Consider the following 13,887-nt stretch of genomic DNA (forward strand, 5'->3'; position numbering starts at 1 on the left):
AATTTTCGCGGTCCCATTGTTGACGGACCCATTCTTATTTCCGTAACGATTAGCTAATCGTTTCGGAGGTCGTCATCGTTTCAAATCCCGCAGAGGATGGCAAGAGGCTGCGCAAGGCCACGATTCGCGACGTCGCCCGCGTGGCCGGCGTGTCTACGGCCACCGTCTCGGCCGCCCTGAACGGCAGTTCGCCTGTCAGCCTGGCATTGCAGGAGCGGGTGCGCGCAGCGGTCGACACGGTCGGCTATCGCCCGGACGGCATCGCGCGCAGCCTGCGCCGGGGCGAGACGCGGATGCTGGGCCTGCTGCTGGCGGACATCACCAACCCGTTCACGACCGCCGTCGTCCATGCGATGGAGGCGGCCGCCCATGCCCGCGGCTATTCCCTGATGCTGTGCAACAGCGACGAGGATACGGGCCGCGAGCGGACCAACCTCGACCTCCTGCGCACCCATCGCGCGGACGGGGTGATGCTGATGCCGGTCGGCTTCGGCCGCGACTATGGCCAGGCGGTGCGGCGCGCGCTCGACCGGCCGGCGGTGCTGGTCGACCGCACGATCCCGGGCCTGCCGCTGGACGCCGTGACGGTTGATGGCGCCACCGGCACCCGGCTGGCGGTCGCGCACATGATCGCGCATGGCCATCACCGCATCGCCGTCCTGGCCGGTCCGGCCGGCGTCTCAGCCAGCGATGAACGCCTGGCCGGTTATCGCCAGGCCCTGGCGGATGCGGGCCTGGCGGCCGATCCGGAACTGGTGCGCGACGGCGGCTTCCGGCAGGGACCGGCCTATGCCGCCACGCTCGACCTGCTGCGCGCCGCACGGCCGCCGACCGCGCTCTTTGCCTGCAACAACCTGATGGCGATCGGCATGATGCGGGCGGTGGCCGACATGGGCCTGGACTGCCCGGGCGACCTGTCGGTCGCCTGCTTCGACGATTTCGACTGGGCAGAGGCCTTCCGCCCCCGACTGACCACCGTCGCCCAGCCAACCGACGCGATCGGCACCCAGGCGGTCGAACTCTTGCTGGACCGCCTGGGCGGCGACCCACCGACGACGGCACGCCGCCTCATCCTCCAGCCGCGGTTGGTGGTACGCGACTCCTGCGCCGCTCCCCGTCGCTGACCCCCCAGCGCCCCCGTGTGCGCGGCGCCGGCTTGCCGATCCGGCATTGTGCTACATATCATTCAGTACTGCACACAAATGGGAGCCGCGTCATGGCCGCCAGGATACTGCCGAAGACGCCGACCGACGCCGGACGGGCGCAGACGACCCCTCGGCGTGCGAGCGGGGCGGAACGCGCCATGGCCGAGGCGCGCCAGGCCGGCTTGCTGGAGGGAGACAGCACCGAGCATGTCAGCTTTCGTGCACCCAAAGCCCTGATCGAAGCCGCCAAGCGCCAGAGCGGGGTAACCAAGCCGACCGAGCTCGGACTGCTGGGGCTGGCCATGCTCGCCCAACCCGATCCGGCTGCCAGCTTCCTCAAGAAGACTCGCGGCAATCTCGGCAAAGACCATCAGCTTGACTATTGACGTCCGGGCAAGCCTGAGGCGTATCAGGCCCGAGAGGCAGCCGGCACAGCGCGCGCCCCGTCCGCTGGACGAACTGGTGGCGGTCACGGATCTGCCGGACGAGGGGCGGGCGGCGCTCGTACTGGACACCAATGTCTACATCCGGTCGGCGGCTGGAACGCTTCCTGCCGCAGTCGCGGCACTGCTTGATCGCGGCCTGCTGTTCCATTGCTCGGTATGCGTGTCCGAACTGACACTCGGCATTGCCAACGCGGATCCGTCGCGCGGCAACTGGCGAGCGATGCGAGACCACTATGTCGCGCTGATCGCGACTTTTTCTCCGACGAGAATCCTTACCCCTGATCCGCAGGTCTGGACCGAAGCGGGCTTGGTCGCGGGAACGCTGGCGAGGACCCAGCGCTTCCAACGCGAGCAGCGCAGGGAATGCCTGAACGACGCGCTCATCTTTCTGACCGCAGCCAAGGCGGGGCTCCCTGTCCTCACCGCCGACCGGGTCGATTTCGACCTGATCCAGCAGGTCGCCCCGCATGGCCGGTTCATTCATTTCTAGCCAGCGTCGCCATGGAACAAGGTGGCGACCGCCGGCAGGCCTCAGCGATCGCCCAACTTCTCCCGCGTCCGATCGTGCAGATCGGCCACTTCCGGGGTGAGGGCATCGCCGAAGTCGGCCATCTCGTAGACGGGCCGGATCTCGAGCTCGCTGGGGCCCGGCATCGGATTGGGGCAGCGCCTGGCCCAGGCGACGGCCTCGTCCATGTCCTTCACCTGCCACATCCAGAAGCCGGCCACGAGCTCGTCGGTGGCCGCGAACGGGCCGTCGACCACCGTGCGTCCGGGTCCGTCGAACCGCACGCGCTTGCCCTTGGAGGAGGGGTGCAGCCCATCGCCCGACAGCATGATTCCCGCGGCGGCCAGCTCCTCGTTGAACTTCCCCATCGCCTCCAGCAGCTCGGTGGAGGGCATGATGCCGGTTTCGCTGTCCGTCGTGGCCTTGACCAGAACCATGACACGCATTGTCCATCTCCTTCGTCGATGGCGGCCGTTCCGCCTGTCCTGCCCATAGGACGCACAAGCGTCGCCCGGGCCGACACATGGAGTGCAACTTTTCCACCGGACGGCCGGTTCAGTCGACAAGTTGCGAGCGTCTCGCACTTGCAATATGTTCGGCGGCAATCCGTGCCTGACTCTGCCGGCGCCGCCCGTCTGCGCCCGGCTGGTCCCCATAGCGAAAGCCTGCCATGCCCACGCTCGATCTGCTCCTTTCCCGCCGCTCCATCTCGCCGGTCATGCTGACCGACCCGGGGCCGACGGACGCTGAAATCGACACCATGATCCAGGCGGCGCTGCGCGCGCCCGACCATGGCAACCTGCGCCCCTGGTCGTTCGCCATCATCCGCGGCGACGCCCGCCGGGAGCTCGGCGAGGTCTTCGCCAATGCGTTGAAGGCGCGCGATCCCACCTGGACCGAGCCGCTGCTGGAGCGCGAGCGCGGCCGGCCCCTGCGCTCGCCCTTGGTCATCGCCTGTGGCGCCCGTGTCCGGCCGGATCACAAGATCGCGGAAATCGAGCAGCTCATGGCGGCGGGCGCGGCCACCATGAATCTGCTGAACGCCGCCCACGCACTGGGTTTCGGGGCGATGTGGGTGACGGGGGCCAACGCCTACGACCAGACAGTCGCCGATGCGCTGGGCTTCCCGGCCCCGGACCGGCTGGTCGGCTTCGTCTATGTCGGCACGCCGCCGGCCGTGCTGCGGCCGGTCGAACGGCCCGCCACGTCCGACCATTCCAGCGAATGGACCCAGCCCGTCCGCGCCTTCGGCGACGCCGCCTGACGCCGGGAGCAGATCACATGCGTGCCATGATCGCCGGCCTCGCGCTCGGCCTCGTCCTTGCGGCCGCCGGCACCGCCGACGCCCAGAACCGCCAGCGGAAGCCCAAGGCCGAGGAGGCCCCGGCCGCTGCCAATTCCGAGCGCGTCGGCGACTGGATGCTGCGCTGCGACCCCCCGGCCGGCGGGCAGCCCAAGCAGTGCGAGATCGCCCAGATCCTGAGCGACAAGGAAGGCAAGCGCGACCTGCTGCTGCTGCGCCTGGGCTATGCACCGCAGGAGACGGACGCGGTGGCCCTGATCGTCGTGCCGCTCGACGTGCTGCTGCCGCCCGGCCTGGGCCTGAAGGTCGACGCGCGCGATCCCGTGACGGTACCGTTCCGCCACTGCGATACCAATGGCTGCCTCGCGCCCTGGCGCCCATCCCCGGACGACCTTGCGGCGATGAGGGCGGGCAAGGAGCTGATGGTCCTGCTGCGCAACCGCGAGGGCAAGCAGCTCGGCCTGCCGGTCTCGCTGAAGGGCTTCTCGGCCGCCCACGATCGCTTGCGCTGACGCCACCGCTTGCGCTGACGGCGACCCATCCATAGGATCGCCCGCGACGGTTCCGCCGAAAGGCGGTGAAAAGGGAATTCGGTGAGACCCCCAACGGAGACGGCGGGGGTCGATGCCGGAGCTGCCCCCGCAACTGTAAGCAGAGAGCGTCCGCCGCTCTGGCCACTGGGAAACTGGGAAGGCTGGTAGGACGCAGCGACCTGCGAGCCAGGAGACCTGCCGTCAAGCGTGCGTCGCGCGACCCGTGGGCGGGGTGCCCCGTGGGGACGGACTTCCGTTTGCGCTGACGCCTGGAGGAAGGCGCGGCGGGCTATGGGAAGTTCGAAAGGACTCCGAAGTCTCATCGATTCGTGCGGCCGGGATTCGGCATCCCGCCGGCGCGACCGTATTGCCGTTCCACGCCTCCAGTCGGTTCGACCAGCGAGGCGGGGCATCCTATGGATCGCGCGACAGGCAGCTATTTCTACACGTCGGTAGTCACGAATTCGGTACGGGTCGGGGCAGGGGCGCTAGCCGGCGCGGTGCTGGCAGCCACACCGGCCACGGCCCAGCAGTTGGTCCAGGGTGGCGCCGCGGTCACGCTGCCGCCCGTGGTGGTGTCGGCCAACCTGGTGCCGACGCCGGTCGACCAGGTCGGCAGTTCGGTCACCGTGCTGACGCGCGAGGACATCGAGCGCACGGGCGATGCCCACGTCATCGACCTGCTGAAGCGGGTGCCGGGCGTCACCATCAACCACAATGGCGGCCCGGGGGCGACGGCGCAGTTGCGCATCCGCGGGTCCGACACCGGCCAGGTGAAGGTGCTGATCGACGGGGTCGAGGTGAACGACACCACCGGCACCTCCAACGACTTCGACTTCAACGCCTTCCTCGTCACCGAGATCGAGCAGATCGAGGTGCTGCGCGGGCCGCAGAGCGCGCTCTACGGCAACGACGCCATGGGCGGCGTCATCAACATCATCACCCGCAAGGGGCAAGGCCCGATGCGCGTGACCGGCCTGGTGGAGGGCGGCAGCTACCAGACCTTCCGCCAGGCCGTGGGCGTCAGCGGGTCGCTCGATCGCTTTTCCTATGCCCTGTCCGGCGCCAACTTCCAGACCAAGGGCTTCTCGCGCGTGACCGCCGGCGACGAGAAGGACGGCACCAAGACGCAGGCGCTGAACGGCCGTTTCTCCTACGACTTCAACGCGATCTTCTCGCTGGAGGCGGCCGGCGGCTTCACCCACATGGTCAGCGAGTACGACCCGTCCTCGACCCGCGACGGGCCGAACGAGATCGAGAAGCACATGGCCCACGGCCGCCTCGCCGCCAAGGTGAAGCTGCTGGAGGGGCGCTGGGACAACACGCTGGCCGTCACCGGCAGCCGCACCGAGCGCGACTACGACCAGCCGGGCAGCAGCACCCGCTTTTCCACCTATGACGGCGACCGCTACGGGGTCGAGTATCGCGGCGCGATCAAGATCGACCGGGACGATGTCCTGACCTTCGGCGTCGCACGCGAGACCGAGACGGCGCGGGCGACCAACACGCGCGGCACCGTCAAGACGACCGACCTCGACCGCGAACTGCGCACCGATTCCATCTATGCCCAGTACCTGCTGGGCCTGTGGGACGACCTGCACCTGACGGCCGGCGTCCGCCACGACGACAACGAAGGCTTCGGCGGCAGCACCACCTACCGCGTCACCGGCGCCTATACCGTGCCGGTGTGGCGCACCATCCTGCGCGCCAGCTACGGCACCGCCGTAAAGGCGCCGACCCTGTTCCAGCTCTATGCCCCGATCTACGGCAACGACAGCCTGCGGGCGGAGAAGAGCAAGGGCTTCGACTTCGGCTTCGAGCAGCCGCTCCTGAACGGCCGGGTCACCATCGGGGCGACCGCATTCCACAACGACTATCGCAACCTGATCGCCTTCCAGGACTACTACGTGAACATCGCCCGCGCCCGCACCCAGGGCATCGAGGCGACCGTGAAGGCCGACGTGACCAGCGACCTCAGCCTCGGCGCCGCCTACACGCTGCTCGATACCGAGGATCGGGACACCGGGCGCGACCTGCCGCGACGGCCGCGCCATTCGGTCAACCTGTCGGCCGACTATCTGGGCCTGAAGGGATTCCGCATCGGCGGGGCGGTCCGCTACGTCGCCAGCCAGGCGAACTCGGCCTCTTCCACCGTCCGCCTCAAGCCCTTCTATGTCGTCGACGCGCTCGTCTCCTACGACGTCACCGAGCGCGTCGCGGTCTACGTCCGGGCCGAGAACCTGTTCGACGAGAAGTACCAGGAGGCGCTGGGCTATCGCACGCCCGGCCGGTCGGCCTATGTCGGCGTGAAGGCGAACTTCTGACGATGGCGCGCGGGTGGGCGGCTCTCCTGGCGCTGGCGCTGGCATGGCCGGCGGCGGCATGGCCGGCGGCGGGGGCGGCCACCCGGCCGCTGCGCATCGTCTCGCTCGACCTCTGCTCGGACCAGTTTGTCCTGGCGCTGGCGGACCGGGGGCAGGTGGCGGCCCTCAGCAAGGTGGCGGACGACCCGCTGCTGTCGCCGCTGGCCGCGCGCGCCGAAGGATTGCCGAAGCATCGGGGGACGGCGGAGGAGGTGTTGCTCCTGCGCGCCGACCTGGCCGTCGGCGGCGGCTTCGCCCGGCGGGCGACGATGGAGCTCCTGGCCAAGGTTGGCGTCACCGTGCTGCGGGTGCCGCCGATCCCCCGCCTGGCGGATCTGCCGCCGCAGCTCGAACGGGTCGCCAAGGCGATGGGGCATCCCGATCGCGGGGCGGCCCATGCCGCCGTCATCCGCGACCGCCTCGTCGGCCACAGCGTACCGGCCGGGCAGGGGGCCAGCGTCGGGGTCTACCGCCCCGGTGGCACCATGCCAGGCGAGGGCACGCTGGTGGCCGACATGGTCCGCGCCATCGGCATGCGGTTGCGCGCGGGTGATGGCAATGCCCGCGTGGCCGTGCCGCTGGAGCTGCTCGTGCTGCAACCGCCGGACCTGCTGATCATCGATTCGCGGCGGGACGACCGCCCGGCCATGAACCAGGCGATGCTGGACCACCCCGCCCTGCACCGCAGCCAGCGCATGGCCGTGGCCGACTTCCCCTTGCGCTACTGGCTCTGCAACAGCCCGGCCTCCTCCGAAGGGCTGGAGGTGCTGGAAGCCGCGATCGCCCGCGCGCTGCCGGGCAGCCGGCCATGACGATCTTCCTTGGCCTGCTCCTGGCCGTCCTGGCCTTTGCCTCGTTTGCCATCGGCCCGGCCGCGTTGCCGGTCGACCAACTCCTGTCGGCATGGTGGCGGGCCGACGGCTCGCCCGAGGCGCTGATCGCCTGGCAGATCCGCCTGCCGCGGGCCCTGCTGGGTGCGGCCGTCGGCATGGTGCTGGGGCTGGCCGGCGCCAACCTCCAGGGCTACATGCGCAACCCGCTGGCCGAGCCCAGCCTGATCGGCGCCTCGTCCTCGGCGGCGCTGGGGGCGGTCCTGGTCATCTATTTCGGTGTCTCGGCCGCCTGGGCGCCGGCATTGCCGATCGCCGGGATGACCGGCGCGTTGGTGGCGATCTTCGTCGTCCAGGCGCTGGCGGGGCAGGGCGCCAACGTGTTGACGCTGATCCTGGCAGGCGTCGCCATCAACACGCTGGCTGGGGCGATGACGGCGCTGGCCCTCAACCTGGCGCCCAACCCGCACGCGGTGGTGGAAATCACCTTCTGGCTGCTGGGGTCGCTGACCGACCGGTCGCTCGACCAAGTGTTGATCGCGGCCCCCTTCATGGCGGCGGGCGCTGCCCTGCTGCTGCTGAACGGGCGCGGGCTGGATGCGCTGGGGCTGGGCGAGCGGACGGCGGCCAGCCTGGGCGTCGACCTGCGCTGGCTGCGCTGGCGGGTCATCGTCGGCACGGGCCTGGCGGTCGGGGCGGCGGTCTCGGTCGCGGGGTCGATCGGCTTCATCGGCCTGGTCGTGCCGCATCTGCTGCGGCCGCTGCTGGGGCACATGCCCGGCCGGCTGCTGCTGCCCAGCGCCTTTGCCGGTGGCGCCCTGCTGCTGACGGCCGACATCGCCGTGCGCTGGATCCCGACCAACGTGGAGCTGAAGCTGGGCGTGCTGACGGGGCTGATCGGGGCGCCGTTCTTCCTCGTGCTGCTGCTGAAGACGCGAGCGAACCTGCGATGAACGCGATCGAAGCAAGGGGCGTGGGTGTCCGCATCGGTGCGGCCACGATCCTCGACGGCATCGACCTGGCCGTGGCGCCCGGCACGCTGCTGGGGCTGCTCGGACCCAACGGGGCCGGCAAGACAACGTTGCTCGAGGTCATGGCCGGCCTGCGGCGCGCCGACAGGGGCGGCGTCCGACTGGGCGACCAGGCGCTGGCCTGGCTCGATCCGATGGAGCGCGCCCGGCGCATCGGCTACCTGGAGCAGGGGGCGGTCTGCCATTGGCCCCTGTCGGTGGAGCGGACCGTCAGCCTCGGCCGGCTGCCGCATCGCGGGGCGTGGGGCGGCACCTCGTCCGCCGACGCACCCGCCATCGAGGCCGCCATGGTCGCCTGCGACGTCGCCCACTTGCGCCGGCGCGACGTCACGACCCTGTCCGGGGGCGAGCGGGCCCGCGTCCTGTTCGCGCGCTGCCTGGCCGGCCACCCCGAGGCGCTGCTGGCCGACGAGCCGGTCGCCGGCCTCGACCCGGCCCACCAGATCCGCTGCCTGGAGCTGCTGGCGGCGCGCGCGGCAGCCGGCGTCGCCGTGGTCGTCGTCATGCACGACCTGGCCCTGGCCCTGCGCTTCTGCGACCGCATCTGCCTGCTGTCGGCCGGCCGGGTGGCGGCCATCGCCACCCCGGCCGAACTGCTGTCGGGCGATGTCATCGAGACCGTCTACGGCATCGAGCTGGCCCGCCACAGCCGCGGCGGCCGCCCCTACGCCATGCCCTGGAGCCTGCGGGAAAGGAACCTGCCATGACCGACACAACCGAGATCAACCGCCTGCATGCAGAGAAGATGGCGCGCGTGAAGGCCGCCAAGGATCGTCTGATCGCCGGCAAGACGATCGAGAAGGGCCTGCTGATGGTCCATACCGGGCCGGGCAAGGGCAAGTCGACGGCCGGCTTCGGCCTGATGCTGCGCCACCTCGGCTATGGCCGGCCGGTCGGCCTCGTGCGCTTCATCAAGGCGACCGACGAGACCGGCGAGATCATGGCGCTGAAGCGCTTCGGCGACCTCTTCACCTACCACACCGCGGGCGAGGGCTTCACCTGGGAGACGCAGGACCGCGAGCGCGACATCGCCTGCGCCCGGCGCGGCTGGGAACTGGGCCAGACGCTGATGGCCGATCCGGATTTCGGGTTGGTCGTGCTGGACGAATTGAACATCGCGTTGCGCTACGATTACCTGCCGGTCGACGAGATCGTGGCCGGCCTGACGGCAAGGCGGCCCGACCTGCATGTCCTCGTCACTGGCCGCAACGCCAAGCCGGAACTGATCGAGGCAGCCGACCTCGTCACCGAGATGACCAACATCAAGCACCACTTCCGCGCGGGCGTGCGGGCGCAGGCCGGGATCGAGTTCTGACCGGCCACCCCCTGGCACTCGTCCATGCCAAGGCAGCCAGGAGGAGGGCGGTAGCCCCGGCCATCAGGTCGAACCCGGCAAATACCCAGTCGCCGGCAGCGACCGACCGATAGAGACCCCGGTCGGTCGCCAGCGCGTTCAGGACGGGCAGGGCCGCGAACAGGAAGGCGCCTGCGGCAAGCTGCTCGGCCCATGCCGCCGGGCGCGGGCGCAGCACCGCGTACAGTGCCGCCAACGCCCAGGCGGCGAAGAACACATCGACCTCCCAACCCGATCGGCCGGCCAGGTTCGTCGGCAGCAGCCGGTTGGCCCAGAAGAAGGCGCCGATCGCTATCGGCAGGCCGGCGATCGTCGCGACGTTCAAGGTCTCGACCAGCCAGTGTCCGAACGGGGGGCTGGCGTCGCCGCTCTTGCGCCGCCGCGCGGCCGCCCAGAGGAGCAGGCCGGTCGCCACCATTGCCGTTCCAGCCATGCCGGATGCGAAGAGAAGCCAGCGCAACCCGGCCTCGGCAAACCGGCCGAGATGCAGGCCGTAGAGCGCACGCTCCGTCGCCACGACCCAGGACAGGTCGGCGTCGCTTGCCAGCAGTCGGCCGTCCGTGCCGTCGAAGAGCAGCCGGCCGCGGCCGTGGGAGAGTTGCCCGGCGTCGGAGGCGGTGAGCCCGATGCGCGCATTGGCATCGAGCGGCCGGCGGATGTCGATGCGGCCGACATCCTCGCCACCCCAGCGGCGCCCCGCTTCGGCGACCAGCGGGGCGATGCCGACCATGGCCACGGGCCGGCCGGCGGCGGGCGGCGTCTCCATCCCCTGGCCGGCCTCGACGAAGAAGGCGGCGCGCTGCCCCGGGAACGCCATGTCGATCCCCATCGGCAGGTAGAGGAACATGAGCGGCACCAGGCCGGTGTAGGTGATCATCAGGTGGTAGGGCAGGGCCAGCACGCCGGCGGCGTTGTGGGCATCCAGCCAGGACCGCTGCCCCTTCCCGGGCCGGAACGTGAAGAAGTCGGCGAAGATGCGGCGATGGACGATGACGCCGCTGACGATGGCAACCAGCATCGCCATCGCGGCGAGGCCGACGAGGAAGCGCCCCAGGCGCCAGGGCATGTTGAGGTCGAAGTGGAAGTAGTAGAGGAAGTCGCCGCCGTGCGTCGCCCGCGCCGGGCTCGGCGCCTGGGCCGCCGGGTCGAAGGCCTCGCGCTGGAAGCGTGGCCCCGGTCCGGCGTCGCGCCAGACGGCGAGGTTGGCGACGGGCATCCGCGCGTCCGGCATCTCGATCAGCCAGCGATAGGCGCCCTGGCCGATCACTTCCAGGCGCCGCACCGCCCGCTCCGCCGCCTCGGCCGGCTCGATCAGCCTGGTTTGCAGTTCCGGCCGCATCCACAGGCTGATCTCGTCGCGGAAGTAGCTGAGCGTCCCGGTCAGGAAGACGGCATAGAGCAGCCAGCCGAAGCACAGCCCGCCCCAGATGTGCAGCCCCGCCATGGCGACGCGCAGGCGTGCCATCGCCTTCATCGCGGCCCCGCCAGCCAGGCGATGGCCACCAGGATGGCCGCCGCGACCGCCATTCCGGCCAGGGCACGCCCCAGGCTGGCGGTGGCGAAGATCCAGATGACCGCGAGCGTCGCGACCAGGAAGCTGGACGCCGTGCCGAGCAGAACCGCGTCGGCGCGCGGCCCGGGCCAGGCCAGCGAGAAGGCCGCCACCCAGGCGACGGCCAACCCATAGGCACCGGCCGTCGCCGCCACGAGCCGCAGGAGCAGGACCAGCGCGGCCATGCCGGTCGCCGCCTACCAGCGGTACTTCAGCGAGGCATAGACCGTGCGCCCGGTGCCGAAGTAGCAACGGTTCGCCCCGAAGCAGGTCGAGACATACTCCTTGTCGAAGAGGTTCATCGCGTTCAACTGCACCTGCATGCCGGCCAGCCGGCTGTCGAGGCCCTCCAGGTCGTAGCGCAGCATCGCGTCGAAGACGGTGAAGGCCGGCACCTTGAAGCTGTTGGCGTCGTCGCCCATCGTCCGGCCGACATAGCGCCCGCCGCCGCCCAGGGCGAAGCCGCGCAACGGACCCTCCGCGAAGGTGTAGTCGAGCCAGAGCGAGGCCGCGTGCTCCGGCACCCGGGTCGGCGTCTTGCCGCGGATCGGCACCACCACGCCGTCGATGCCAGTCGTGGTGTTGTTGCTGTCGGTCACCTCGGCATCGAGATAGGTGTAGGCGACGGTGGCGTTGAAGCCGGCGGCCAGGCTGGCCTTGGCCTCCAGCTCCACGCCGCGGGCGGTGATCTCGCCCGTCTGGATGGACAGCGTCGGGTTGTTCGGATCGCGCGTCACGACGTTCTTGCGGCGCAGGTCGAACAGCGATGCCGTCATGAAGCTGTCGAAGCCGGTCGGCTGGTACTTCAGGCCGACCTCGTACTGGCGCCCCTCCGTCGGCTTGGCCAGGCTGCCATCGGCCAGCACCGTGCCGACGGTGGGCTCGAAGGATTCCGTGTAGCTGACATAGGGGGCCAGCCCGTTGTCGAAGAGGTACATGGCGGCGCCGCGCATGGTCAGCGCATCGTCCTTCTGCGACGACGAAGTGCCGTTCAGCTTGTTGGTCGATTCGCTTTTCGCCCAGTCCTGGCGCAGGCCCAGCACCAGCCGCAGCCGATCGAAGGCCACCTGGTCCTGGAGGTAGAGGCCGTACTGCCGCCCTTCGCTCTCGCTCTTCTGGTAGGGGGTCGCATTGATCGCGACGCCGTAAACGGGGTTGAAGAGGTCGAGCGTGGCGGCCGGCGACTGCAGCACGCGATCGGTATCGTCGAGGAACCACTGCCCGTCGATGCCGAACAGCAGGGTGTGCTGCAGCGGCCCGGTGGAGAACCTGGCCTCGACCTGGTTGTCGAGCGTGAAATCGTCGGAATGCTCGATCATCCCGAATGCCTGGCGATTGGCCGTGCGCTGGTCCGCCTGCAAGGTGCTGACGTAGAGGCCGGCATGGTCGAGCTTGTTGTGCAGGTAGCGGAAGTTCTGACGGAACGTGAAGGTGTCGTCGAACCGATGCTCCAGCGCATAGCCGATGTTGGCGCTCTCGCGCTTCCAGCGCTCGAAGTTGGGGTCGCCGGTGTAGAGGTCGCGGCCGAGCTTGCCGTTGGCGTTCGGCAGGACGGTGCCGTAGGCCGGCAGCCAGTTCAACGGCGATCCGCCGAAGTCGTCGTTCTGGTAGCGCGCCATCAGCGTCAGCGACGTGCGGTCGTTCGGGCGGAAGGTGAGGGAGGGCGCGATGGCGAAGCGGCGCTTGCCGTCGGCTATGTCGGTCTCGGCATCGTGGCGATAGGCGACGCCGGTGACACGGTAGAGGACGCGCCCGGCCGGGTCGATGCGATCGCTGACGTCGAAGCTGCCCTGCACGCGTCCGCGATTGCCGGTCTGAAGCTCCACCTCGCGCAGCGGCGAAGCCGTCGGCCGCTTCGACACCATGTTGACGAGCCCGCCCGGCGTGCTCTGGCCGTACAGCACCGAGGCCGGCCCCTTGATCACCTCGATCCGCTCGAAGAGATAGGGATCGAGGGCCGAGCTGAGATAGCCGGTACCGCCGAGGCGCATGCCGTCCAGATACTCGTTGCTGGACGGGCCGGCGGTGCCGTTGCCGCCAAAGCCCCGGATGGAAGTGCTGTCGCCGCCGTACCCGTTGGACGCACCCATGGTCCCGGCGCGGACGCCGGCGGTATAGCCCAGGGCGTCAGCCAGCGTGCGGGCGTTGCGCGTCGCGATCTCCGCGCTGCCGACGACGGAAATGGATTGGGGCGTCTCAAGGATCGGCGTGTCGGTCTTGGTGCCGGCCGCCGACGAGGGGGCGACGAAGCCGGCGAATGGCGCGTGGGGGGCGGGCAGGCGCGCCTGCTGTCCCTCGACCGTCACGGTGTCGAGCGTGACCGCGCCGGTCTGCTGCGGCAGCCGCTCCAGCGTCACGGTCGTGGGGTTGGTGAAACGGAAGGTGAAGCCGGTGCCGGCCAGCAGCCGTGCCAGCGCCTCGCGCGTCGGAAAGGTCCCCGATAGCGCCGCCGAGGTGGCGTTGCGGGTCAGCGCGGAATCGAAGAACAGCTCGATGCCGGCCTCGCGGGAGAAGCGCAGCAGGGCCTGGTGCAGCGGCTGGGCCGGGATCTCGAAGCGCTTCAGTTGGTCGGCCTGGGCCGTCTGCGTGGCGCCTGCGACCTGGGCCACCCCCGGGTTGGCCAGCATCGCCACGGCCACGAACCCCGCCAGGGCCGGGCCGCCACGCCCGATCAGAACTCCAAGAACCATCTCTCCCCCTCGTCGCTTGCCGGGCCCGCGCGGAACACGGGCGAACTTGGCGAATGGAACGCATTCGCACTACCTGTCGACATGACGGCGGCGGCAGGCGGGGCAATTACACGCGGCGGCAACTTTTCTGTC

At 69.9% G+C, this 13,887-nt stretch carries 14 protein-coding genes and 1 riboswitch; of the genes, 10 read left to right on the forward strand and 4 right to left on the reverse strand.

Translation table 11 applies throughout. The features are described from left to right. Positions 1–149: 149 nt before the first annotated feature. From STVA_RS12290 to STVA_RS12300, 3 genes are all read left to right on the forward strand, one after another. The gene (locus STVA_RS12290; protein WP_142235753.1) at positions 150–1,124 is read left to right on the forward strand and encodes a LacI family DNA-binding transcriptional regulator; all 975 of its coding nucleotides are present in this window, start codon (positions 150–152) and stop codon (positions 1,122–1,124) included. A gap of 179 nt (positions 1,125–1,303) precedes the next feature. Continuing rightward, positions 1,304–1,531: a hypothetical protein gene (locus STVA_RS12295; protein ID WP_197735857.1), complete on the forward strand. Its 228-nt coding sequence runs from the start codon at positions 1,304–1,306 to the stop codon at positions 1,529–1,531. Positions 1,532–1,607: 76 nt separating this feature from the next. Next, entirely contained in the window at positions 1,608–2,081 is a 474-nt protein-coding gene (locus STVA_RS12300; protein WP_197735858.1) for a type II toxin-antitoxin system VapC family toxin, read from the forward strand. A 41-nt stretch (positions 2,082–2,122) separates the two neighbouring features. Here the strand turns inward: STVA_RS12300 and STVA_RS12305 are convergent, their stop codons facing one another. Beyond that, positions 2,123–2,545 (reverse strand): YciI family protein, encoded by a 423-nt coding sequence (locus tag STVA_RS12305; RefSeq protein WP_123688234.1) that lies wholly within the window; start codon positions 2,543–2,545, stop codon positions 2,123–2,125. A gap of 224 nt (positions 2,546–2,769) precedes the next feature. On the opposite strand from STVA_RS12305, the gene STVA_RS12310 reads away from it, so the two are divergent. From STVA_RS12310 to cobO, 7 genes are all read left to right on the forward strand, one after another. Further along, positions 2,770–3,363 (forward strand): nitroreductase family protein, encoded by a 594-nt coding sequence (locus STVA_RS12310; RefSeq protein WP_197735859.1) that lies wholly within the window; start codon positions 2,770–2,772, stop codon positions 3,361–3,363. Between the two features lie 17 nt (positions 3,364–3,380). After that, on the forward strand, positions 3,381–3,914 hold the full coding sequence (locus tag STVA_RS27905; RefSeq protein ID WP_197735860.1) for an invasion associated locus B family protein: 534 nt from the start codon (positions 3,381–3,383) through the stop codon (positions 3,912–3,914). 30 nt (positions 3,915–3,944) lie between these two features. Next, positions 3,945–4,152: riboswitch (cobalamin riboswitch) on the forward strand. 199 nt (positions 4,153–4,351) lie between these two features. Then, positions 4,352–6,259 (forward strand): TonB-dependent receptor plug domain-containing protein, encoded by a 1,908-nt coding sequence (locus STVA_RS12315; RefSeq protein ID WP_123688235.1) that lies wholly within the window; start codon positions 4,352–4,354, stop codon positions 6,257–6,259. A 2-nt stretch (positions 6,260–6,261) separates the two neighbouring features. Beyond that, positions 6,262–7,110, forward strand: a complete 849-nt coding sequence (locus STVA_RS12320; RefSeq protein WP_123688236.1) for an ABC transporter substrate-binding protein — start codon at positions 6,262–6,264, stop codon at positions 7,108–7,110. Beyond that, the gene (locus tag STVA_RS12325; protein ID WP_123688237.1) at positions 7,107–8,081 is read left to right on the forward strand and encodes a FecCD family ABC transporter permease; all 975 of its coding nucleotides are present in this window, start codon (positions 7,107–7,109) and stop codon (positions 8,079–8,081) included. The genes STVA_RS12320 and STVA_RS12325 overlap by 4 nt, the downstream gene beginning before the upstream one ends. Then, positions 8,078–8,866: an ABC transporter ATP-binding protein gene (locus STVA_RS12330; protein ID WP_123688238.1), complete on the forward strand. Its 789-nt coding sequence runs from the start codon at positions 8,078–8,080 to the stop codon at positions 8,864–8,866. The genes STVA_RS12325 and STVA_RS12330 overlap by 4 nt, the downstream gene beginning before the upstream one ends. Further along, entirely contained in the window at positions 8,863–9,474 is a 612-nt protein-coding gene (gene cobO, locus STVA_RS12335; RefSeq protein ID WP_123688239.1) for a cob(I)yrinic acid a,c-diamide adenosyltransferase, read from the forward strand. Before STVA_RS12330 ends, cobO begins: the two co-directional genes overlap by 4 nt. Here the strand turns inward: cobO and STVA_RS12340 are convergent. The 3 genes from STVA_RS12340 to STVA_RS12350 are packed head-to-tail and all read right to left on the reverse strand — an operon-like array spanning position 9,422 to position 13,755. Continuing rightward, positions 9,422–10,987, reverse strand: coding sequence for a PepSY-associated TM helix domain-containing protein (locus tag STVA_RS12340; protein WP_211345472.1), 1,566 nt, complete (start codon positions 10,985–10,987; stop codon positions 9,422–9,424). The genes cobO and STVA_RS12340 overlap by 53 nt on opposite strands. After that, the gene (locus STVA_RS12345; RefSeq protein ID WP_123688240.1) at positions 10,984–11,250 is read right to left on the reverse strand and encodes a hypothetical protein; all 267 of its coding nucleotides are present in this window, start codon (positions 11,248–11,250) and stop codon (positions 10,984–10,986) included. The genes STVA_RS12340 and STVA_RS12345 overlap by 4 nt, the downstream gene beginning before the upstream one ends. 12 nt (positions 11,251–11,262) lie before the next feature. Continuing rightward, positions 11,263–13,755, reverse strand: coding sequence for a TonB-dependent siderophore receptor (locus STVA_RS12350; protein ID WP_142235754.1), 2,493 nt, complete (start codon positions 13,753–13,755; stop codon positions 11,263–11,265). Positions 13,756–13,887 lie beyond the last annotated feature (132 nt).

This window comes from Stella humosa, assembly GCF_006738645.1.
In the GTDB taxonomy this organism is placed as follows: domain Bacteria; phylum Pseudomonadota; class Alphaproteobacteria; order ATCC43930; family Allostellaceae; genus Allostella; species Allostella humosa.